Genomic DNA, 21,019 nt, shown 5'->3' with positions numbered 1-21,019 from the left:
TGCAACAAGTATACCTTTAGGAATGGAGCATTAGTATTGACTTTATGCTGAAATTTTTGTACTTTTTATCATCGTACTGCCGCTGCGCCCACGATTACGTTTGCCGCCCCAAACACTGCCGGCACCCATCAAGAAGGTTGGGATCCCCGCTGTTACAAACACCAGACACCATTCGCGGAAATTGAGCGGCACTGTTTTGAAGACAGGCTGGAGCACAGGCACGTACATTACGGCCAGCATCAGTAAGACTGATGACAATACGGCAAGCACTAGATACTTATTCTGGAACGGATTGCGGTGGAACACTGAGCGCGAGCTGCGGCAATCGAAGACGTGGATCAACTGTGCCATAACGAGTGTCGCAAAAGCCACCGACTGTGCGCGAATCAATTGTGCAGGATTCTCTGGTGCTATACGTAAAGTTAGCCAAAATGCTCCTAGCGTACATAAGCCAATTAAGAGTCCACGGCTTATAATTTTCCAGCCTAAGCGGCGGGCAAAAATATTCTCTTTCGCACCACGCGGTTTATGCTCCATCAAATCCTTCTCGGGCTGATCCACGCCAAGGGCCATCGCTGGCAGTCCGTCTGTCACCAGATTGACCCAAAGGATTTGAATGGGAACGAGTGGCAATGGCAGAGCGAGCATCATGGCAAAGAACATTGTCAGAATTTCTCCTACATTGGATGCCAACAAATAACGAATGAATTTACGAATATTCTCATAGATGTTTCTGCCTTCTTCGATGGCAGCAACGATCGTAGAGAAGTTATCATCTCCGAGAACAAGTGATGATGCTTCCTTGGTCACATCTGTGCCTGTGATACCCATGGCTATTCCGATGTCCGCAGCCTTAATGGCTGGAGCGTCATTCACTCCATCTCCGGTCATAGCCACTACGTGACCATGACGTTGTAGCGATTTAACGATCCGAAGCTTATGCTCTGGAGATACGCGGGCGAATACATACACATTGTCCGATACCTTATCCAGTTCATCATCATCCATCCGGGTTAACTGAGCGCCTGTCAGCACCGTTCCACCACGTTGCAGAATTCCCAGCTGGTGAGCAATAGCCTCGGCAGTTGTTCCATGGTCACCGGTAATCATAACCGTCTTGATCCCGGCCCGGCGTGTGACGCTGATGGCATCGCGGACTTCACGACGTGGCGGATCAATCATTCCAGCCAAACCAATAAAGACTAATTGATTCTCCGCATCCTTTTCACTATTCACATGTTCATTTGGACGCATATCCCGGTAAGCCATACCTAGCACACGAAGGGCTCCAGAAGCCATCTGCTCATTGGCATCAAGCACCTTCTGCCGCAAAGTCGGCGTACAAGGCACAACACCGCCTTCCCAAAGCATGTATGAGCAGCGATTCAGCAATACATCTGGCGCACCTTTCGTACATACCATCCGTCCTCCAGGATGGCCTACGATCACAGACATCAGCTTCCGCTCAGAATCAAACGGAAATTCCTGTTCACGAGTGTAGGTTACGGCAAGCGTCTGAGCGGTAAGTCCCATCTTTCCTGAAAGTGCCACGAGCGCTCCTTCAGTCGGGTCGCCCTTCAGTTCCCAAACGGAAGTGTTGTCTGCAGACTTTTCAAGAATAGCATCCTTATCCTTCCCTTTGCGTTTGCCTCGCACTTCAGACTGGAAGGTCTCGATGATTTCTGCGTTGCTGCATAATGCGCCGACCTGCAACATCCGCCGTAAGCTTTGATCATGTTTTAGATCCACTGCTTTACCTTTCTCCAGAACCTGTCCATTTGGAGCATACCCTTCGCCTGATACCTCAAGACCACGTCCACCTGTCCATAATCGGGTCACCGTCATTTTATTCTGCGTTAAAGTTCCTGTCTTGTCTGAACAGATTACCGAGGCACAGCCCAGCGTTTCCACTGACGGCAATTTACGAACGATAGCTTTGCGTTTGATCATCCGCTGCACACCTAGCGCAAGCGCAATAGTTACAATAGCGGGGAGCCCTTCCGGAATCGCGGCAACTGCCAAGCTCACACCCGCCAAGAACATGGAGGTGGCAGGCTGTCCATGCAGAATACCTGCTGCCACAACTACAATTGTCAATCCCAGAGATACGTAGATCAGAATCTTCCCTAGCTGCTCAAGCCGATGCTGCAAAGGTGTTTCCTGAGAATCCGTATTTTGGATTAGATCTGCTATCTTACCCATTTCCGTATTCATACCGGTACGGATTACAACAGCTCGCCCTGTTCCTCTGGTTACCATTGTGCCCATGAAGCCTAAATTCTTCTGATCACCAAGCGGAATCTCTTCTGCACGGATCGCTTCCGAATGCTTCGAGACAGGCAATGATTCCCCAGTAAGTGCGGATTCTTCCACATATAGAGCACTGCATTCCAACCAACGTACATCAGCAGGAATCCGATCACCACTCTCCAGCAAGACAATATCGCCTGGCACCAACAGCTTGGCTGGGATAATCTCGCTATTCCCTCCACGTAGCACTTTGGCAGAAGGTGCGGAGAGCTGCTTTAAAGCTCTTAGCGAACGTTCGGCGCGAAACTCCTGAACAAATCCAAGCGCTCCATTCAGTAGGATAATCGCGATGATCGTGATGGCATCCAAGTATTCGCCTAGCAACCCGGATACAAGCGTTGCACCCATGAGCACAAGCACCATGAAATCCTTGAACTGGTTCAACAGCAGGGTAAACGGAGATACTGTCTTTCCTTCCGACAGCTCGTTGTACCCGTTCTCCTTTCGTCTCTCCGCGGCTTCCTCATCACTGAGGCCCGTCCTTGGCTGGACATTGAACATTTTCTGCAGCTCTTCTGCACCGAGACGGTGCCAACTGTTTTGTTCCATGACTTTTCTTTCCCTCCCGGTCGTTTCTTTACTTCCGGCGGCGCACAGCTTTTCCACCTGTTCATGACAAATGTATTCAAGGTCGTCCAATAATATCACCCCTATCCAATTCCCCTTTTGCGCGAATGTCCTAAAGTATGGCATCATAGAGAGGTAAGCATAAACATCTTTGGCGTCCTTATAAGGACAGGTAGGCGTTTGAGCGAGAAATATAAGACATAAAGTATTGTGTGAAACTTTTACTTTCTTATATTTAAGAAATTCATTTCACGGCGACAGGAGAGCTTTATCATGGCATTAGACGGCATTGTTACCCGAGCTATCGTGCACGAATTGCAATCATTCATAGGTGCACGTATAGGAAAAATATATCAACCGAACAATCACGATTTAATTTTTAACCTGCGCGGCGCAGGTGGCGGCGGCAAGCTGCTGCTCTCTGCTAATCCAACGTATCCTCGGGTGCATTTTACCGAAAGAAACAGCATTAATCCTTCGGAAGCCCCCATGTTCTGCATGCTTATGCGGAAGCATTGTGAGGGAGGGACCATTGAAAGCATTACGCAGGTAGGCATGGAACGAATTATTCACATAAACGTCAAGACTAGAGATGAGCTTGGCGACGTATTTGCCAAAAAGATCATCATTGAGCTCATGGGTCGGCACAGTAACATCATTCTTACTGATCTCAGCTCTGGAACGATCATAGACGGCATTCATCATGTAACTCCATCGATTAGCAGCTATCGGATTGTGATGCCCGGCATCGCCTACACAGAGCCGCCTCAGCAGCATAAGCTGAACCCTTTGGAAATCGGCCAGGAGCAATTTCTCAATTTAATCTCGGCTGCTGAAGAAGCTGCGCTGATAGAGGATGTTGAGGAGGAAGCTGAGCCAGAAGAAATCATTGAGGGAGAGCTTGCTAATCTGATCACAAAAGAAGCAGTAGAGCAAAAACCTGACGGCTCTGGCGGTCCATCTCCCTCAGCTGACCCGGTGGGCTGGATGGTACATGCTTTCAGCGGAATGAGCCCGCTGATTGCTGGTGAAATTGCTCTTCGTCTGAGAAACACCTTGGATAAAGGCGAAGTTACAGAATCCGAAGCAGCATTTCCGGCACAGTTATGGATTGCCTTTCATTCCGTAATGAGCCCCGTACGTGATAACGAATTTTCTCCTGTTGCAGGTGCAAACGCAAAAGGTAAGATGATTTTTTCTGCGATCCCCTTAACACTTCTGGGTGAGAGTGCGAAACATTACAATTCCATAAGTGAATGTATGGAGGATTATTACGGGGATAAAGCCGAGCGCGATACTGTAAAGCAACGGGTGAGTGATTTGATCCGTTTCCTCAGCAATGAACGGAGCAAAAACGTTAAGAAACTCGCGAATTTGCAGAAGGATCTCGACGAGGCTCAGGATGCTGATCGTTACCGCATTTGGGGTGAGTTGCTTTTTGCTTCATTACACGCGGTATCCAAAGGGGATAAAGAAGCCTCCTTGGTCAATTATTATGACGAAAATCAGGCAGAGATGGTGATTCCGCTCGATCCGTTATTAAATCCTTCGGACAATGCACAACGTTATTTCAAAAAATACAACAAATATAAAAACAGCCTGCTTGTCATTAATGAACAGCTTTTGAAAACGCATGAGGAAATTTTGTATATGGAGAGTCTGCTGCAGCAACTTGCCCACGCTTCCCTCAACGACATTGAGGAGATCCGCGACGAGCTTGTAAGCCAAGGTTATCTGCGTGACCGGAGCAAAAAGGGTAAAAAGAAGAAAAAGGCCACCAGACCCACATTACAGGTCTTCACCTCTTCAGAAGGAATCGATATTTATGTCGGCAAAAACAATTTGCAGAACGAATACGTCACCAATCGGCTGGCTTCTCCGAATGATACTTGGCTGCATACCAAGGACATTCCCGGATCACACGTGGTCATCCGAAGTGAGCAATTTGGAGATGCAACGCTAGAAGAAGCCGCTCAGCTTGCCGCTTATTTCAGCCAAGCCAAACAGTCCAGCAGTGTGCCTGTGGACTGTACATTGATCCGCTATGTACGTAAGCCAAGCGGCTCCAAGCCGGGATTTGTAATCTATGATCATCAAAAGACATTGTTCGTCACACCTAATGAGGAAAGAATTAAGAGTCTTCCAAATACTTTGAGAAGCTAAATACTAGATATAAAGAAACCTCCAGCTGCAGATGTTGAACATCTAAGGCTGGAGGTTTTTATAATTTGCTCCGCAAATCGACTAATTTCATGCCTCTTTGTTTAAAAACTTCAGTACCTCTGTAGAAACCGAAACACTGCCGATATCCCCGTGAAAAATCACGCCTTGACGGGCACCATGAAAGTCAGAACCTCCGGTTATTAACAGATTATAATCCTCAGCCATAACTTGATAACGTTCTTCTTCCGCAGGTCCATGATCAGAGTGATAGACCTCAATCCCTTTAAAAGCGCCTTGCTCCAGAATATCTCGCACCAGAAGGTCATCCCCGTACAAGCCCGGGTGGGCTAATACTGGAGACCCTCCTGCCTCAATGATCCACTCGCAAGCTTCCTCCGGTGTGATTCTGGGAGGTGACACATAGGCTGCTGCACCCTCGGCCAAATACTTGTTGAAGGCATCTCTCATATCGGTAGCTGCCCCAAGCCGAACCAGCTCGTCGGCAATATGTGGCCGGCCGATGCTTTCATCAGGCTTCAATTCCCGCCCAATCCCCGCTATAACCTGTTCCAAGGTAATCGCAATCCCAAGGTCTTGCAGCTTGGTAATTATCGCTTCATTCCTAAGTGCCCGGGTATCTCTTAGCCCTTCCAAACGTGAGAGAAATTGTTCATTCTCAGGATCAACATAATAGCCCAGCACATGAATGTCTTTGCCACCAGCACGCGTACTGATCTCTACACCAGGCACAACGGTTATTCCGTACTTTTCTCCTGCTTCACAGGCTTCCTTCATGCCAGCTACTGTATCATGATCCGTAATGGCAACAGCGCTTAGCCCCTTCTCCTTAGCAAGCCGTACATTCTCCGCTGGCGGCTGCATGCCGTCAGAGGCTTGAGTATGGGTATGGAGGTCGCATACATCCTTAGCAGATAGGTTACCTGAATTCTCCCACTCTTCCCGCAGAATCCCCATTTTTATGGCATCATAGTATTCTCCTCGCACGATTCGTGCTTTACGGACGCGAGCTTCCTCCACCATGCCACATTTCGCTGCCAACCCGGTCATTCTTTTATTCCCTGACCAGGTGCCTATTCCAAGACGGACTGTATCAAGAGAATTAAATAAATAATCTATCCACATCTTAAACGCTTCCGTACCGTAACCACCTGACCAATAACTAGAATCAAAGATTACTATACCAATCTCCATCCAGTTGGTTTCTTGCGATATCCAGTAGCGCCCTACTTTGCCCTTTACCTTGCCGTCTATTTCTATGATCAACAGGTTACGCGGGGTTTCCGTCTCAACTAACGCCAAATGACCTATGTAGTCCTCGGTAAACTTTTCGAATCTTTGATGTGCCAGAGATTTATAGGGACCATCCCATTTCAAGTGTTCACGGTCTTCAGCTTCATGATAGTGATAATAAAGCTTCTGAAAATCAGCCTCTGTAATATCGCGCAATACTAGCTTTTCTCCACGTAGAACAATTGACATTGTAATATCCCCCGCTTTAACTATCAGATTTGATTCGAATGCTCACGCAAATAAGTCAGGAAGGTTACTGCAGAAATTGGCAGCAGTGTTGATTTTAGATGAATGGCGTAGAATTGTCTTTTAAAAGAGGCATCGGAGATATTCACAATTTTCAACAGTCCCAGCGCAACTTCATGCTTGACCGAAGAGGTCGATATGATCGTTATGCCAAGACCTGCTTCCACCGCTGATTTCACAGCTCCCGTACTTCCAAGCTCCATCACGATCTTCATTGTTCCCGGATCAAGTCCCTTGGAGAACAGCTGCTCTTCCATCACACGCCGCGTTCCTGAGCCCTGCTCACGCAATACAAAAGGATGCTGAAGCACTTGCTCCAAGGTAACCTCTTGCTGCTCCGCAAGTGGATGATCATGTGGCACGATCAACTTTAGCTCATCCCCCATCACGGGCTCGATCTCCATGTCTGGATGTGTGACCGGGGCTTCAATTAAGCCGAAATTCAGTTGATGCTTGAGGATTTCCTCCATAATTTGCGAGGTATTCATCACTTTCATCATAATTGAAATGTTAGGATATTGCTTTCCGAAAGGGCCTAACAGCCGTGGCAGCACGTATTCTCCTATCGTAAGACTCGCCCCAAGCTGCAGCCGCCCCTCCAGCATATGTGTGAATGCTGACATCGCTTGATCCGTCTCACGCATCAGCTGAATACTGCGCAGCGCGTATGGCATCAGGGTGTGCCCTGCTTCGGAGAGTACGATTTTTTTGGTGGAACGGTTAAACAATTTGGTGCCAAAATAATCCTCCAGTGCCTGTACCTGCATGGTCACAGCTGGTTGAGTCATATGTAAAGTCTGCGCCGCCGCCGAGAAGCTTCCCCGCTCGGAGACCGTATAAAAAATATGCAGCTGATGAAAGTTCATGCTTCGCAACTCCTTATATTACAAAAAGAACGTCCTTTAAAGACGACAATCGTTTCTCGTAGAAACTTAAGAATATTATAATCGTGCAGTATATAAATTCTTATATTTTTAAAAAGGACATGCAGACTCGCCGCATGCCTCTTGCCCGTTTCTTTATAGACTATTTGCGTCTTCGTTTCTTCTTCGACAGCTTTGTGCGGTGAGAATTACGCAGCAGTGAAAAATAGGTCTTTAAATCTCTCAACTGTGGCATCTCCGAGATTCTCCCAAGAAACGAAACGATGATCATAGAATATAATGGCTGGCCTGAGAGATCTCTCTCACCTGTCAATTCCGTAAACTCAGCGATTACTACAGAGTCATCGTCAATTAAATATGCGTTATAATCACTGCTTGAAAAGGGCTTGATCCGATTCTGCATTAGGCACTGCCACATCCATGCAGCGACCTCTTCGGCATTGCTTGCACCATTGCTGATGCGGTCCATATAACGGCTCTTCGCATGATTGGTTATAACGATATCGGCGACCCTGTAATCGTTCAGCATGATGTGGAAGGGCTCATAAGTGCTGGGCCAATCCGTCCCCTTGTTGCGCATCATCATCACACTCCACCATAAGGGTCTTAGTATGCACTTAATGTTGTCATCTTACCTCATTGCCGAAAGTTGTACAAGTTTCTACCGTCGAGAGTAATGGCGTTTTTTTGTAAATAAGCATAAAAAAACAGGCGCTGTTTAAGCGCCTGTTTATCTCCTGGAATCACATACTGTAATTACGGGACTTGTCCGGTCCATTACTAGTATACTCTGTCTTAATTTCGTTACGATAAGATCTTTCAATCTTTCGCACATAGGAGAGTCTGCGGACATTCTTCATAACTTCCTCGGCCCGTTCTGCATTTACATACATAACTGCATAATGCATTTTCCGAGAAACATAATGTAATGTTCCGTATTTCTCAAGGTTACGTGCCGCTTTAACGTCACTTACCCAAATGATGTATCCTGTCCGTTCCGCAAACATAAGCTAAACCGCCTTTCTCTCTCTAAATCCTAAGGGAAGCTTATCCGCAGGAGCATTTCCCCCCGCTGCCGCATCCACCTTTAGGGGAAGGATCATTACTTGGTACTTTAATGCTATCGGATACTGAAAAAGCAATCGCTTCCGACATGGAATGCAGAATGTCGTCAAGGGTCTTCTCTGCCAGCTTGAAACGAACAACTTCTTCGAACCGCTCCAGTTCCGCTTCTACTGCCGAAACCTCATCCTTTGCTGAATGATAATTCGGGTGGAAATGTCCGAATCGCTGTGTTTCTTCAAACAACTCCTTCTTAGTCTGAAGTTGTTTGACCATGGCCTGAATTTCGGGGTTCGTATCAACCCGTCCTTTCCAGTATAAGTAATCCGACACCTCGGCGGATTGATTAATCATATCGCCTAATTCATAGGCGTATGTCAGCACTTCAGCCATATCGACCGTATTTATTTCAGCTACGCTCATGAACTCAGCTCTTTTCTTCGTTAATGATCTACCGATTCAGTAGACTTTTCTATCATACCATAATCACTCGCTTGAGCAGAAGAGGAATTTCTTCGTCCTTTGGGAATAACTAACTTCATTTCCTTCCAGTCTTCCGGAGTGAGCTCTATATCTTCAACCGTTTCACCATCATGATAGAGCAGCTGTCCGGAAACTCTCCATGGATTTCCGCTTATGCGGGAAGGGATAAAATCTAACGTCTGATCTTTTAGTGCAAAACGCACCTTGACTCCCCATCTTAACCCTTGCTCCATCACCTTTTGTGCAGTCGAGCTATGATAATGCCGCCATTCTTTGCTCCAGATCCGCGGTACATTTTCTCCACCGAAGAGAATCTCCTCCTCTTGTTCAGGAGCAATAACCGGCAGGTTAAGAAAAGGATTCCCTTTGGACAGCAATCCTAGTTCTACATTCAGCTCTGGAAGAACATACGTTGCCTCGGGGTTTCCTGTTTCATGAGGAAACCAACTCCACCCTACGTTTGGATCCTCCCCTTGTCCTCCAATGATTCTGGAAGGCGCTAGCCCCGCGGAGTACAGTTCTTTTCGTATCTGTTCCATATATTCCGGGTCCACTATGAAATGTAAAGGACCGATACGTTCAAGATTCTCCTGTAAACGCGGGTGAGCTGCGATAGCAGCTCCATCGGCTTCCGTCTGACAGGTCAAGAGAATTACTTGCGATAGTGAAGTACGGCCAATGCTTTTTGCCCATTGCTCAAGGGACATTTGAACCCCCGAAGGAAGCCCGCCCATTGCATGCTCACTTATCCAGGAGATGATGTCATTTGGTGACATTCCACGCTCAGCTGCAAGTTCCAACCTCTCTTTCGTCAGCCGGAAGCTCCATATCGTATCACTTTGCTGGAGCTCAGCGCAGCCAGCCAGTGTCCATCGTACAGAATAGGGGACCTCCGGTGGAACCAGCACCTCGAAATCCGGCTGCACAATAAACTGTTCCTGTGTATCTCCAGACCCAACAGCAGCGAATGATCCCCTCTCAGCAGATAGCATTGGCTTAGCAGCGGTCCAGCGAAAACACAACATGCCCTCAGCGGTTTCTCCCAGTTCACACCAGCCAAAGCCTGTTAAACAACGTAACCAGTTCAAGCTTGACTTCTCAAGCTCATTACGGGCAACGTTACCTGTGAGATTAGAAGCCATCATCCAGTCTAATAGTGCGGGCAGCATTATCCATTTCCCGGGGATAAAATCTGCATTAGAAATTATATAACGAAAATGTTGATCGGCTGGCCCCACGCTTCCAGAGCGATTAATTACTATCCCATAAAGAATGTCACTCATCGTCGCTTCAGGAAGCTGCAGCCAACGATCCAACAGCTCCAGATCAAGCGTGTATCCGGTGTTCTGCCTGTGGATAAGTCCAAGACACAGCAGGATGTCTACCGTCACAATGACAGAAAGAGTTTTCTGTTCCTCTAATAGAGAACCTACGGAGAGCCCTTGCAAATGCTCCTCCCCAAAAGAGAGCTGCGCCGCTAAGCGGTTAAGATGCTTTTTATGAATAATCCCCTTGGCTGTCAGCGGCAACCCTTCCCAAGCGGTGAACAGCAAAGCCCGAAACAAATCTATCGCCAGTCCGGCTCCTGCTTCCATGGTAAGACTCACTAAATGCCCGGCAATGAATTGCGGCTGATACGGGAAAAATTCTTGTTCAATTGCCGGCAGCTGATCAACAGGAATCTGGTACAGCTTTTCGCCTAATATTTTATGCCTTGCAGTTAACAGCCCCTCGCGGCGCAATTCGTTCATTGCAAGCTTTTGCTCAGCACGACAAAGCGCCACAGGGCGCAATCGTTCTTCCTTCCCTTCCTCAAACGGCTGGGCAGCATAAGCTGCACATAATCGCTTTAAGACCTCTAATGCTTCTGTAGACAGCTGGTTCAATGGATGGTTCTCTCCTCTCCACTCGGCATCTTTTTAACGACATATTCATAGCCCTGCTCAGTCAAAAACATCCGGCGTCGCAAAGCGAAATCCTGTTCCCGGCTATCTTCAGATACCAGTGTATAGAAATAGGCTTTATTCTCCCCCGCTTTGGGACGGAGGATTCGACCTAGTCGCTGGGCTTCCTCCTGCCGTGATCCATAAGCTCCCGAGACTTCAATAGCAATTGACGCGTCAGGTAAATTCACCGCGAAATTCGCTACTTTTGACACCACCAGTACCTGTATATCTCCCTCGTTAAAAGCCGCATATAGCTCGTCTCTTTCACGCTGCTTCGTTTTGCCGGTAATTAAAGGCGCCCCGATCCTGTCAGCCAGTTCACTTAACTGGTCGAGATATTGTCCAATAACCAGCACCGAAGAACCTGTATGGACCTTTAGAAGCTTGGCTACAATTTCAGCTTTGGCAGGATTGCAGGAAGCCATACGAAATTTTTCTTTTGCCGCCGCGTACATATATTCTTGTTTAAGCTCCGGATTCATCGGCACAATGATCTCTACACATTCCACTTCAGCGATCCAGCCCTGCTGCTCCAGCTCCTTCCAAGGCAAATCGTAGCGTTTCGGTCCGATTAAAGAGAACACATCCCCTTCCTTCCCGTCTTCTCTAACCAAAGTGGCTGTAAGCCCCAGTCGACGTGTAGCCTGAATGTCTGCTGTAGCCCGAAATACAGGCGCTGGAAGCAGGTGAACCTCATCATATATAATCAAGCCCCAATTGCGTTCGTTAAACAGCTTCATATGGAGAAACGGACCGTCTTTGGACGAACGATGCGTTAATATTTGATAGGTGGCAATGGTGACTGGCCGCACTTCTCTTTTTTCACCCGAATATTCACCAACTGCCTCCCCAGCCAAATCTGTTCGCTCCAGCAATTCATCCATCCATTGCCTTACGGACGTTGTATTTGAAGTTAAAATCAGGGTTTCACATTGGAGACTTTCAAGTACTGCTACTCCTACAATTGTCTTCCCTGCGCCACAAGGCAGCACCACCACACCGCTTCCCCCTTGTCCTTCTGTCCCTTGAAACAGCTGAACGGCCTCCTGCTGATATTCACGTAAGCCAAATGAATCGTTTGCCGAATCAGCCTTGCAGGTATCGAGATTCTCCTTCCAGGTCAAGCTAAGCGCTTGCCCTTCATGATATCCGGCGTAGTCGAGAACTGGATACCCCAATCTCATCAGCTCTTGTTTCAAAAGCCCTCTATTCTCCGCGGGGCACGAGCATTCCAGAGGATTTATTCTCAGTAGACCCAACGCTTTTAGACCTTGTACATCACTCAATTCATTCAAAAGCTCAGGAGCATCCGCTCTTAACATAACGACCTCATTCTGAGTCTCTTGGCCATGAAGAGTCAGCTTTCCATATCTGGACAAAAGAGTTTCAATTTCCTCCTCCAATCCTGTGGGAACACCCCAGCGTGCAAGGTGATGCAGGCTAGTGATAATCTCCTCAGCAGTATAATTAAGCGCAGCTGCATTCCAAAGAGATAAAGGGGTAATTCGGTAGGTATGGTAAGCAGGAGGACTTTTTATCAGCTCCGCGAAGGTCCCTAGCTTTTTCCTTGCCACCTCAAAATCCGGATGAGCACATTCCAGTAAAATTGTCCGGTCCCTGCGTACGATGCAAGCTCCTGATCCATTCATAGCTTTTCCTCCCTAGTGTTCAAGTGATTTAAGCTTGCGCTATGTAATTTTGTTTATTTTCATATAACAGGAAAAAGCCCATCCCCGCATAACGGTCATGAGCTTCCCTATCTGACTATTTAATGTAAGTGCTGCTGCGAAATATCATGGAGGGCTTCACCAGCTTCATCCGCAAAAATGTCGCGCACAGCCAGATCTCCAATCGACACTACGCCCACCAGCTTCTGGTCACGTGTCACCGCCAGCCTGCGAATTTGCCAGCCAGCCATTAACTCTGCAGCCTCATCTACTGAAGTATTCTCCGAGACGGCCTGAATCTCTTTACTCATTACAGTTTCCACTGAGGTTGAACCAGGATGTTTAGCCGCATAACCTCTAATCACGAGATCGCGGTCAGTAATTACACCGAGCAGTGTCTTATGTTCTTCATTATCAACAACAGGTATAAATCCAGTGTCATAATCTCGCATTTTCACGGCAACTTCATACACATTATCTTGCAGCGTAACCGTTGCAGGCTCCTTCGTCATAACCTCTTTCACTGTCTTCAAGAATGAACCCTCCTAATCATGGTCTCCATGTTATGGGAATAGGTTCTCCTCTATGAAACGAAATTATACGATTGTGTTCTCACGCATACAGGAATTCGCCATAGCAATGAGCAGCTTCATTCCGTGCAGCATGGCATCTTCGTCAAAATCAAATTTGCTATGATGATGTGGATAGTCAGCCTCTTTATCCGGATTTCCGGCACCCACAAACATAAAGCAGCCTGGAATCTCCTTAACATAATAGGCAAAATCCTCAGCTGGCATCAGCTTTTCCATCCGAATCACTTCAACAGATTCTCCTAAAGCCGCTGGGGCCACCTCGAAAAACCGCTGCACTTCACCATCGTGATTTACGAGGGGAGGATATCCCATAACGTAATCTATCTTAGCTTCTGCCCCGTAAGCGCTGGCAATAGAAACGGTCATTTCTTCGATTCGCTGGCGTATCAAATGCCGTGTCTCCTCGTCGAATGCCCGTACTGTCCCTGTGATCCTGCATTGCTCGGCAATGACATTTTGGGCGAATCCTCCTTGGATGGTCCCTACACTGAGTACAGCGGGCTCCAGCGGGTTCACAGAGCGGCTTACAATGCTCTGGAGCTGGGTCACCAGCGCCGCTCCCGCCACGATGCTATCAATGGTACGGTTCGGCATGCCGCCGTGTCCGCCTTTGCCAATGATATCTATAAAAAACTCGTCCGCAGATGCCATCAACGGTCCCGGAGCACTCCCTACAGTTCCCATAGGCAATGGAGTCCACAGATGCAGACCATACACCGCATCCGCTCCTTCTAACATGCCTTCGGCAATCATTCCCTGCGCCCCTCCTGGGCATACTTCCTCTGCGGGCTGAAAAAGAAAACGCAGCTCGCCTTCCAGCTCCTCAAGCCGGCTGCTGTAGTAAGAGGCTACACCGAGCAGTATGGAAGTGTGGCCATCATGTCCACAGGCATGCATTACCCCTTCATTTTGCGAAACGTAATCCTTCTTATTCTCCTCTTTAATAGGTAGGGCGTCCATATCCGCGCGAAGAACAACGGTTTTCCCCGGCCGCTTTCCCCGTAGTATGCCAAGCACACCATACCCTGTCCCGCTTCTTCTGACTTCAATTCCGAATTTGGCTAACTTATCTGCTATAAATGCTGACGTTTCCTTTTCATGAAAAGACAACTCCGGATGACGATGCAAATGGCGTCTCCATTCTACGATCTCCGGCATGAGCGAATCAACCGCTAAGCTCTTCATAAGTTCTCCATCCCCTTCTCGATAAACCCGCATCCATAGCAAGCGATAGCAGTCCTGTTCACTTTGTTCCAGCCGCGAACGACTATAATTCTTTTATTGTAGCAGAAACGCAAAAAACTGGGTATTGTTAGGCACTGCCTACTCTTGCACAACCTTTAGAAACATACTATCATGAGGTAGAACATCAGCAATCGGATCAGAAATTCATCATTATACTTCATAAGGGGGATATGCGTGCTATGATTTTTGAGAACACGGGCCTCGTAGGATTGAAGAGTGATCTTCTCTATCTGGACGAGAGTGCCACAAAAGCTGGCTTCATCCGCTGGCAATGGGAATACTATCGTGCCACTTACGACTGCAAAATTGAAGACCCACAGGATGGTGGCGAATACTTCCTACGCATTAACACTCGCGCTGTCGAGGGAAAGCTAGAGAAGTCTGATGCCGTACTTGCAATTGAAGCCGTATACTTAGGAAAAGCAACCTTCCCTCATGGCCTGGAATATGAATCTCCGGTGCCAAAACCAGTATTGGACACTGCTGCTAAGCGGATTCTTGAATTAAAGCAGCTGTTAGAGGCTTGAGTAACAGAAAGGGAACGACGAAACAAAATGTCAGCCTGCCCAAAAGAGGAACACCCGATTTCCAACTACTTATCTTAACACTACTACTTGTGGGTTTCGGTCTAGTCATGGTCTTCAGTGCTAGCTCAAGCTTAACCTTAGCAAGCTCGAAGTTCGGTAATGACCCTCTATATTTCATTAAACGCCAAGTGATCTGGATCGTACTCGGAACCGTTGTTATGTTTATAGCTATGAACATTCACTACAGTAAGTTTAAGAAGTGGTATGTACCTATTTTTATCATCACCGTTATACTTCTGCTCGTGGTAGCCTTCTCTGAAAAAATTAATGGTGCCAAGAGCTGGCTTAGTATCGGAAAACTTGGAATTCAACCCACCGAATTAGCCAAAATATCGATTATCCTGTATATCTCAGCACTCATCACCAAAAAAGGTGAACGGTTTAGAGATTTCCGTACAGGATATATCCCTGTAATGGTCATCGTGGGTATTGTTGCCGGACTTATAATGATGCAGCCGGATTTAGGTTCTTGCCTCATTCTCGTAGCTACCAGCGGACTTGTTATTTATGCCGGCGGTGCCAGCATGAAGCATATTCTGGGCTCTATAGCACTGCTAGTGCTGGGTGTAGGACTAGTTGTAGGCGCCAAAGCAGCGATTGATTCCTTATCTCCATCCGATAAAGCCACTGACACTCAGGATTATAGAAAAGGTCGTATCGTTGCCTTTTTAGATCCTTATCAGGTTGCTGAGGGTGATGGTTATAACATTATTCAATCCTTAACCGCTCTTGGCCAAGGTGGAGTAAGTGGTTCCGGCTTCGGCAAAAGCATTCAAAAGCTGGACTATCTAAAATACCCTTATACGGACTTTATCTTCCCCGTAATTGGTGAAGAGTTCGGCTTTCTTGGGACCTCCATATTTTTGATGTTATATTTGTATTTTATCTGGCGAGGTATTCTAATCGCTTTAAGGTGTAAGGATCCCTTTGGTACGCTCGTCGGAATTGGGATTATGGGCCTCATAGCCATTCAGGCCTTTGTCAATATCGGCGGTGTAACCAATACAATCCCTCTTACCGGCGTTACCTTGCCGTTTATCAGCTACGGGGGCTCTTCACTCCTTGTCAGCATGCTGTGCATGGGAATTATGCTAAGCATCTCAAGAGAAACCAACCTTCCTGCCAAAGAGGAAGTAACGAAATCTGTAACAACGGTTAGACAGGTTCGTTCCCGGTAAGCTTTATAAAGCCGGAGGTTAGGGAATTTACACATAAAAAAGCAGCCCAGGGAATTAACCTTGGACTGCTTTTTTGTGTACAAGTTTTTTAAGAGATTTCATCATTCTTGAAAGCTACGCCTTCAACTTTGACATTTACCTCAACAATATGAAGTCCAGTCATGCTCTCCACAGCTTCACGTACGTTCTGCTGAAGCATCCGGCACACTTCGTGGATCGGTGTTTCATAGAGAACGATAATTCGTAGATCTACTGCTGCTTCCAGCTGTCCTACTTCAACGGTAACGCCCTTCTGAACGTTCTTACCGCTTAGACGTTTCGCCCAGCCTTCTGACAGGCCACCAGACATGGCTGCAATTCCCGGAGTCTCCAAGGCAGCCAAACCGGCAATTTTTGAGACGACGTCATTTGAAATTCGTATATTTCCCATTTCCAGTTGAAGTTGTTCTGCCATGCCATATCCCCCCTACACTCATTATCAATTATTGTAATTCCAAAACAGGCTAAAAAGCAAATCACTTTATCGCTTTCTCGTTTACACCTAGGAACAATTTGGGTATATTGATTATGAATTCAATCTAAATACATAGATAGGAGTGTCCTTTACATTGAAAAAATGGATTTCACCATCACTGATGGGTATCGCCTTTATCCTTAGTGCGATCGGCCATTATGCCGATTGGGATCATACCCTGCAGTTCATTCTCTCAGCAATCGCTGTGGTGTTTGTGGCTGGTTTTCTCGGCCGGGCCACTGAAAGTGTAGCTCATTATGCCGGACAACGACTGGGCGGCTTCCTAAACGCCACCTTCGGCAATGCTGCTGAGCTAATCATTGCCTTCTTCCTGGTTAAGGAAGGATTGTTCGACATGGTCAAAGCCAGTCTTACCGGTTCTATTATCGGCAACCTGTTGCTTGTTCTAGGATTGAGTATTTTCGCCGGCGGGATGAAGTTCAAAGTTCAGAACTTCAACGTAACCCTTGCCGGAATGAATGGCTCCCTGATGATCGTTGCCGTCATTGCCTTATTTGTTCCCGCTATGTTCTTTACCACCCACTCTATTACGGAGAAGGATACCGATGTGCTCAGTTTAATCGTTGCCGGGCTGCTCATCGCTTCGTACATAGCTTGGCTAATCTTCTCCATGATCACGCATAAGAAACATCTAGAGGACGTTACAGAAGAGGGTAAAGAAGAATTAGCTCATGAACATGCCCCTGCTTGGTCCAGAAACAAATCCATCCTTTATCTCGTGCTTGCCACTGTAATGGTAGCCTTCGTGAGTGAGTGGCTGGTAGGAACGTTAGAGACTTTGACAGAACGTTTCGGATTCAGCGAGCTGTTTGTAGGTGCGTTCCTCGTAGCTATCATCGGTAATGCCGCAGAGCATAGTGCAGCCATTATGCTGGCCATGAAGAACAAAATCGGTGCAGCAGTAGAAATTGCGGTTGGAAGCAGTCTGCAAATCGCCCTGTTCGTAGCACCTGTCCTAATCTTCGCCAGTTATTTCATGGGTGATACAATGGACATAGTTTTTACGACCATCGAAATTGTCGCCATCGGTGTAGCTGTCTTTATTGCCAAATCAATTACTCAGGACGGCTCGACTAACTGGTATGAGGGTCTCTTGTTATTAACGGTCTACCTGATTTTAGGAGTCTCCTTCTATCTCGTATAATCATTATTAACCATTGTACACAACAAAAAGCGCACATGAGCGATTCGTCCTCATGTGCGCTTCTATAAATACTTAAGAAACCGATATTTATTCTTCCTTCGCTTTGTTGTTCAAAGCCTCGTAGAGTACTGCTAAGTTACGCTCCAGCTTACTTAGTACCATCTTACCAGTAATCTCTGGGACCAAACCTGCTCTAACCGCAAAATCCACTTCTCTGGAGAAACCGTACATCTGGGTATCCAGCACTTCCTCATAGAGAGGGCAGTAGCGTGTTGCCAGATTCTCCATCTGCACTTCTATAAGTTGCTGAATTTTATCGGCATCTTCTTGTAGAAGATTGATTGCTTTAAGATTATACTGTTCCTGTAATTCCGATGAAGTCATGCCTCTATCCCCCCCATGTCCAAAAGTTAAGCTGCTTTTACTATTTTACTTAATATTAGACGAAATCCGGTATCAATACAACAATTCAGTTTATACTAACCATATATTTAAAAGAACCTGCTGCGTTATCCTATCAAGTTTCGTATCTACTTCTAGAAAAAACGCCCCACCGAAAACCGGTAGGACGTTTTTAGCACGACTATTACTCAGCAACAACTGTGAATTTCAAACCGTGTTTTGCAAACACTTCAGTCATTGCCTTCTTAGCTTCTTCAGCATCTGCCCCATGAACATGAAGCTCATAGCTTTGGCTGGATACCAAAGTAGTGAACAAACCAAGGATACTTTTAACATCAATGTACTTGTTGTCCGCTTGAAGAACGATTGAAGAGTTGAACTGGCCTGCCGTTTGGGCAATATCGACAATTGCCGCATTGTTACTGGACATAGAAATCCCTCCGCAACTTGATTATAAAACTTTAGTCTTTTGTTATCATTTCTTATGATACATTGAATCCGCTTACTTGTGCAAGGAGTTTTCTTGTTATTACATTTTATTTCAAGTTTTCAGGATTCAGACCTTCGAGTTCCGGCAACACAAAAATTCCATCCTTACGGATCAATACATCGTCAAAATAAATTTCACCGCCGCCATAATCGGGACGTTGGATCAACACAAGATCCCAGTGAATGGAGGAGCGGTTACCGTTATCTGTAACATCATATGCTTGTCCTGGCGTAAAGTGCAGGCTGCCTGCGATTTTTTCGTCAAAAAGAATATCATTCATCGGGTGAAGAATGTAAGGGTTAAAACCAATAGCGAATTCGCCAATATGACGTGCTCCGTCATCTGAATTCAAAATTTCGTTCAAACGGGCGGAGTCATTGCTGGTGGCTTCAACAATTTTTCCGTTCTCGAATTTGAATTTGATATTTTCAAAGGTCACTCCATTATATACTGACGGTGCATTATAGCTGATCGTTCCATTTACAGAATCGCGAACTGGGGCGCTGTAAACCTCGCCATCCGGAATATTTTTTTGCCCGGAGCATTTCTCTGCACCGATTCCTTTAATCGAGAACTTAAGATCTGTTCCAGCACTCAAAATATGTACCTTATCCGTTCTGCGCATGAGATCAGCTAAAGCATCCTGAGCCTTGTCCATCTTGGCGTAATCCAAATTACACACTTCGAAATAAAAGTCCTCAAACGCTTCAGTGCTAATATTCGCAAGCTGAGCCATGCTCGCATTCGGATAACGCAGTACTACCCACTTCGTATGCTTCACACGTTGTTCGCTATGCACTGGATGAGAGTACAGCGAGTTATACAATTTCATATTTTCTTCAGGAACATCGGACAGATCGTTCACATTCTCACCTGCACGAATCCCGATATAACAATCCATTTGCTTCATCCGGTTCAAGTCAATTTCAGCCCATGTCTGAAGACTCTCACGAGTTGCGTATTTAAGCATGCTGCGCAGGACTGTACGATCTGTTAATTGTACAAAAGCATGACCGCCGGCCTTGCCGATTTCCTCTACAACAGCTTTGATTAAATCTCTTTCATTGCCAATCATTTCGACGAGCACGTTCTCGCCTGGCTGGACATTTACAGAATAACCGACTAGGTTAGCTGCCAGCTTTTGAATTCTGGGATCTTTCATTGTGTATTCTTCCTTCCTCTGTCTAAAAAATAAGCAAGCTTTTCTATTGTAGCACGCCCTGTATGGAGCGCAAGACCTGTGGGATAATGTGAAAATCAACGAAAGCCTGAAAAATTCACCTGTGATACATAAGTTTCATTATCAGATTTATTCCCCGCTTCCGAGTAGGTAACCTTACGATTTAAGGTGAGCTTTCTCGGCAGATTATGTTTTGTATCAACGGTTAAATGGTAGACAGTCTCAACATTAGCTTGTTTCAGCTTTTGCTGTAATTCATTATTTTTCTTCTCCCATAGCTCCACCAAAGCTTGCGTAACCGCCTGATCGTTCTTTGTTATTTTTCCTGCAGAATCTGGTGTTTCAGGTCGAAGGTCTTGCATCTCTTTTTCCAATTCAGCAGTCAGCTGCTTTCTGGCCTCAGCAGGCGTCAGCTCGATCCGCAGCACATTTGTCCCTCTGCCTGCACCCGCATCTTCAGTCACATTAGCCTCCATGGATTGCAGCTCCTCCAGCTGTTTCAACGGATTAAGCAAAGCAAGCGGATTTCCGTCCTCAGAGGAACCTTCAGTGGTCAACGCTACCCATTCCCCCTCTTTTTTCTCTAGCTGACTATGGAAAGCTTTCATAGAAGTGATGCTGCTTTTTAAATCTTTAGCGCTATTTGCTGATTTTTTTGTGGATGAGGATTTATCAGGAAGCAGTGTATACAGATTGACCTTCTTATGGTCCTGTACTGTGCCTTCGTAAAATATCATGGATTCCGGAACGGTCTTTCCACCCTTTGTAAGCATGGTTGACCCTTTAAAAGTAACCCCATCGCTGCCCGTTATACCCGCTAACACCAAACTTAGATCTTCCTTGGCTGGTTTGTCTCTAATAACACTGCAACCGCTGTTGAACACGCAGGACAAGGTAAAAATCATAAGAACTAACCCCTTCAGTAATAATGACTTTCTCACGGTCATCAGGCCTTTCTTGGAGTATTTTACTTTACAGCCCACTATAGGGTTCTCCCTTCCTGCGCGCCTTATACAGATGCAAATA

The 21,019-nt window shown here is 46.4% G+C and carries 19 protein-coding genes and 1 pseudogene; 4 read left to right on the top strand and 16 right to left on the bottom strand.

All coding sequences use genetic code 11. From position 1 onward, the window contains the following. Positions 1-42: 42 nt before the first annotated feature. The gene (locus MKY54_RS12810; protein WP_076129137.1) at positions 43-2,859 is read right to left on the bottom strand and encodes a calcium-translocating P-type ATPase, SERCA-type; all 2,817 of its coding nucleotides are present in this window, start codon (positions 2,857-2,859) and stop codon (positions 43-45) included. Between the two features lie 291 nt (positions 2,860-3,150). On the opposite strand from MKY54_RS12810, the gene MKY54_RS12805 reads away from it, so the two are divergent. Beyond that, the gene (locus tag MKY54_RS12805; protein WP_076183378.1) at positions 3,151-5,040 is read left to right on the top strand and encodes an NFACT RNA binding domain-containing protein; all 1,890 of its coding nucleotides are present in this window, start codon (positions 3,151-3,153) and stop codon (positions 5,038-5,040) included. Between the two features lie 87 nt (positions 5,041-5,127). Here the strand turns inward: MKY54_RS12805 and MKY54_RS12800 are convergent, their stop codons facing one another. The 10 genes and pseudogenes from MKY54_RS12800 to MKY54_RS12755 form a co-directional block, all read right to left on the bottom strand. Continuing rightward, positions 5,128-6,015 carry a PHP domain-containing protein gene (locus MKY54_RS12800; protein WP_076308163.1) on the bottom strand — a complete coding sequence of 296 codons (888 nt, stop codon included), beginning with the start codon at positions 6,013-6,015 and terminating at the stop codon, positions 5,128-5,130. Positions 6,016-6,087: 72 nt separating this feature from the next. After that, positions 6,088-6,540: pseudogene (locus MKY54_RS12795) on the bottom strand (GNAT family N-acetyltransferase); the annotation flags it as partial. A 23-nt stretch (positions 6,541-6,563) separates the two neighbouring features. After that, entirely contained in the window at positions 6,564-7,463 is a 900-nt protein-coding gene (locus tag MKY54_RS12790; RefSeq protein WP_076129135.1) for a selenium metabolism-associated LysR family transcriptional regulator, read from the bottom strand. A gap of 160 nt (positions 7,464-7,623) precedes the next feature. Continuing rightward, positions 7,624-8,061: a hypothetical protein gene (locus MKY54_RS12785; protein WP_076129159.1), complete on the bottom strand. Its 438-nt coding sequence runs from the start codon at positions 8,059-8,061 to the stop codon at positions 7,624-7,626. Between the two features lie 163 nt (positions 8,062-8,224). Then, on the bottom strand, positions 8,225-8,488 hold the full coding sequence (locus MKY54_RS12780; protein ID WP_036686170.1) for a YlbG family protein: 264 nt from the start codon (positions 8,486-8,488) through the stop codon (positions 8,225-8,227). A 40-nt stretch (positions 8,489-8,528) separates the two neighbouring features. Then, complete coding sequence (locus tag MKY54_RS12775) at positions 8,529-8,966, bottom strand: YlbF family regulator (RefSeq protein ID WP_076308138.1); 438 nt, start codon at positions 8,964-8,966, stop codon at positions 8,529-8,531. Between the two features lie 20 nt (positions 8,967-8,986). Beyond that, complete coding sequence (locus MKY54_RS12770) at positions 8,987-10,912, bottom strand: helicase-associated domain-containing protein (protein WP_076308139.1); 1,926 nt, start codon at positions 10,910-10,912, stop codon at positions 8,987-8,989. Then, the gene (locus tag MKY54_RS12765; protein WP_076280364.1) at positions 10,909-12,621 is read right to left on the bottom strand and encodes a DNA repair helicase XPB; all 1,713 of its coding nucleotides are present in this window, start codon (positions 12,619-12,621) and stop codon (positions 10,909-10,911) included. Before MKY54_RS12765 ends, MKY54_RS12770 begins: the two co-directional genes overlap by 4 nt. A gap of 119 nt (positions 12,622-12,740) precedes the next feature. Then, on the bottom strand, positions 12,741-13,172 hold the full coding sequence (locus tag MKY54_RS12760) for a CBS domain-containing protein (protein ID WP_076129131.1): 432 nt from the start codon (positions 13,170-13,172) through the stop codon (positions 12,741-12,743). Positions 13,173-13,235: 63 nt separating this feature from the next. Beyond that, entirely contained in the window at positions 13,236-14,417 is a 1,182-nt protein-coding gene (locus MKY54_RS12755) for a M20 family metallopeptidase (protein WP_076301804.1), read from the bottom strand. Between the two features lie 239 nt (positions 14,418-14,656). Here MKY54_RS12755 and MKY54_RS12750 point away from each other — a divergent pair, with 239 nt between their 5' ends. Together MKY54_RS12750 and ftsW are read left to right on the top strand one after the other, a co-directional pair. After that, positions 14,657-15,004, top strand: coding sequence for a YugN family protein (locus MKY54_RS12750; RefSeq protein WP_036686159.1), 348 nt, complete (start codon positions 14,657-14,659; stop codon positions 15,002-15,004). Beyond that, positions 15,001-16,242 carry a putative lipid II flippase FtsW gene (gene ftsW / locus MKY54_RS12745; protein WP_081388260.1) on the top strand — a complete coding sequence of 414 codons (1,242 nt, stop codon included), beginning with the start codon at positions 15,001-15,003 and terminating at the stop codon, positions 16,240-16,242. The genes MKY54_RS12750 and ftsW overlap by 4 nt, the downstream gene beginning before the upstream one ends. A gap of 88 nt (positions 16,243-16,330) precedes the next feature. Here ftsW and MKY54_RS12740 read toward each other — a convergent pair whose 3' ends face one another. After that, positions 16,331-16,696, bottom strand: coding sequence for an Asp23/Gls24 family envelope stress response protein (locus MKY54_RS12740; protein WP_019911482.1), 366 nt, complete (start codon positions 16,694-16,696; stop codon positions 16,331-16,333). A gap of 154 nt (positions 16,697-16,850) precedes the next feature. On the opposite strand from MKY54_RS12740, the gene cax reads away from it, so the two are divergent. Continuing rightward, positions 16,851-17,921 carry a calcium/proton exchanger gene (cax, locus tag MKY54_RS12735; protein ID WP_076304153.1) on the top strand — a complete coding sequence of 357 codons (1,071 nt, stop codon included), beginning with the start codon at positions 16,851-16,853 and terminating at the stop codon, positions 17,919-17,921. Positions 17,922-18,008: 87 nt separating this feature from the next. On the opposite strand, the gene MKY54_RS12730 is transcribed toward cax, so the two are convergent. The 4 genes from MKY54_RS12730 to MKY54_RS12715 all read right to left on the bottom strand — a co-directional run bounded on the left by MKY54_RS12730 (position 18,009) and on the right by MKY54_RS12715 (position 20,898). Next, positions 18,009-18,305, bottom strand: a complete 297-nt coding sequence (locus MKY54_RS12730) for a YlaN family protein (RefSeq protein WP_036686156.1) — start codon at positions 18,303-18,305, stop codon at positions 18,009-18,011. 202 nt (positions 18,306-18,507) lie between these two features. Continuing rightward, positions 18,508-18,753, bottom strand: coding sequence for an HPr family phosphocarrier protein (locus MKY54_RS12725; RefSeq protein ID WP_036686154.1), 246 nt, complete (start codon positions 18,751-18,753; stop codon positions 18,508-18,510). 106 nt (positions 18,754-18,859) lie between these two features. Continuing rightward, positions 18,860-19,975 carry an aminopeptidase gene (locus MKY54_RS12720; RefSeq protein WP_036686152.1) on the bottom strand — a complete coding sequence of 372 codons (1,116 nt, stop codon included), beginning with the start codon at positions 19,973-19,975 and terminating at the stop codon, positions 18,860-18,862. 95 nt (positions 19,976-20,070) lie between these two features. Next, positions 20,071-20,898, bottom strand: coding sequence for a hypothetical protein (locus MKY54_RS12715; protein WP_339190659.1), 828 nt, complete (start codon positions 20,896-20,898; stop codon positions 20,071-20,073). Between the last annotated feature and the right edge of the window lie 121 nt (positions 20,899-21,019).

The organism is Paenibacillus sp. FSL P2-0121, from assembly GCF_037975345.1.
Lineage (GTDB): Bacteria > Bacillota > Bacilli > Paenibacillales > Paenibacillaceae > Paenibacillus_AQ > Paenibacillus_AQ odorifer.
This window is presented reverse-complemented; position numbering and strand designations above follow the sequence as displayed.

Bases quoted from the DNA above. Each gene is read 5' to 3' on its own strand.
- MKY54_RS12775 (WP_076308138.1), bottom strand. From the start codon at position 8,966: ATGAGCGTAGCTGAAATAAATACGGTCGATATGGCTGAAGTGCTGACA.
- MKY54_RS12750 (WP_036686159.1), top strand. From the start codon at position 14,657: ATGATTTTTGAGAACACGGGCCTCGTAGGATTGAAGAGTGATCTTCTC.
- MKY54_RS12785 (WP_076129159.1), bottom strand. From the start codon at position 8,061: ATGCGCAACAAGGGGACGGATTGGCCCAGCACTTATGAGCCCTTCCAC.
- MKY54_RS12715 (WP_339190659.1), bottom strand. From the start codon at position 20,898: ATGATTTTTACCTTGTCCTGCGTGTTCAACAGCGGTTGCAGTGTTATT.
- MKY54_RS12805 (WP_076183378.1), top strand. From the start codon at position 3,151: ATGGCATTAGACGGCATTGTTACCCGAGCTATCGTGCACGAATTGCAA.
- MKY54_RS12720 (WP_036686152.1), bottom strand. From the start codon at position 19,975: ATGAAAGATCCCAGAATTCAAAAGCTGGCAGCTAACCTAGTCGGTTAT.
- MKY54_RS12730 (WP_036686156.1), bottom strand. From the start codon at position 18,305: ATGACTTCATCGGAATTACAGGAACAGTATAATCTTAAAGCAATCAAT.
- MKY54_RS12765 (WP_076280364.1), bottom strand. From the start codon at position 12,621: ATGAATGGATCAGGAGCTTGCATCGTACGCAGGGACCGGACAATTTTA.
- MKY54_RS12740 (WP_019911482.1), bottom strand. From the start codon at position 16,696: ATGGCAGAACAACTTCAACTGGAAATGGGAAATATACGAATTTCAAAT.
- MKY54_RS12800 (WP_076308163.1), bottom strand. From the start codon at position 6,015: ATGGGGATTCTGCGGGAAGAGTGGGAGAATTCAGGTAACCTATCTGCT.
- MKY54_RS12790 (WP_076129135.1), bottom strand. From the start codon at position 7,463: ATGAACTTTCATCAGCTGCATATTTTTTATACGGTCTCCGAGCGGGGA.
- MKY54_RS12810 (WP_076129137.1), bottom strand. From the start codon at position 2,859: ATGGAACAAAACAGTTGGCACCGTCTCGGTGCAGAAGAGCTGCAGAAA.
- MKY54_RS12755 (WP_076301804.1), bottom strand. From the start codon at position 14,417: ATGAAGAGCTTAGCGGTTGATTCGCTCATGCCGGAGATCGTAGAATGG.
- MKY54_RS12780 (WP_036686170.1), bottom strand. From the start codon at position 8,488: ATGTTTGCGGAACGGACAGGATACATCATTTGGGTAAGTGACGTTAAA.
- MKY54_RS12725 (WP_036686154.1), bottom strand. From the start codon at position 18,753: ATGTCCAGTAACAATGCGGCAATTGTCGATATTGCCCAAACGGCAGGC.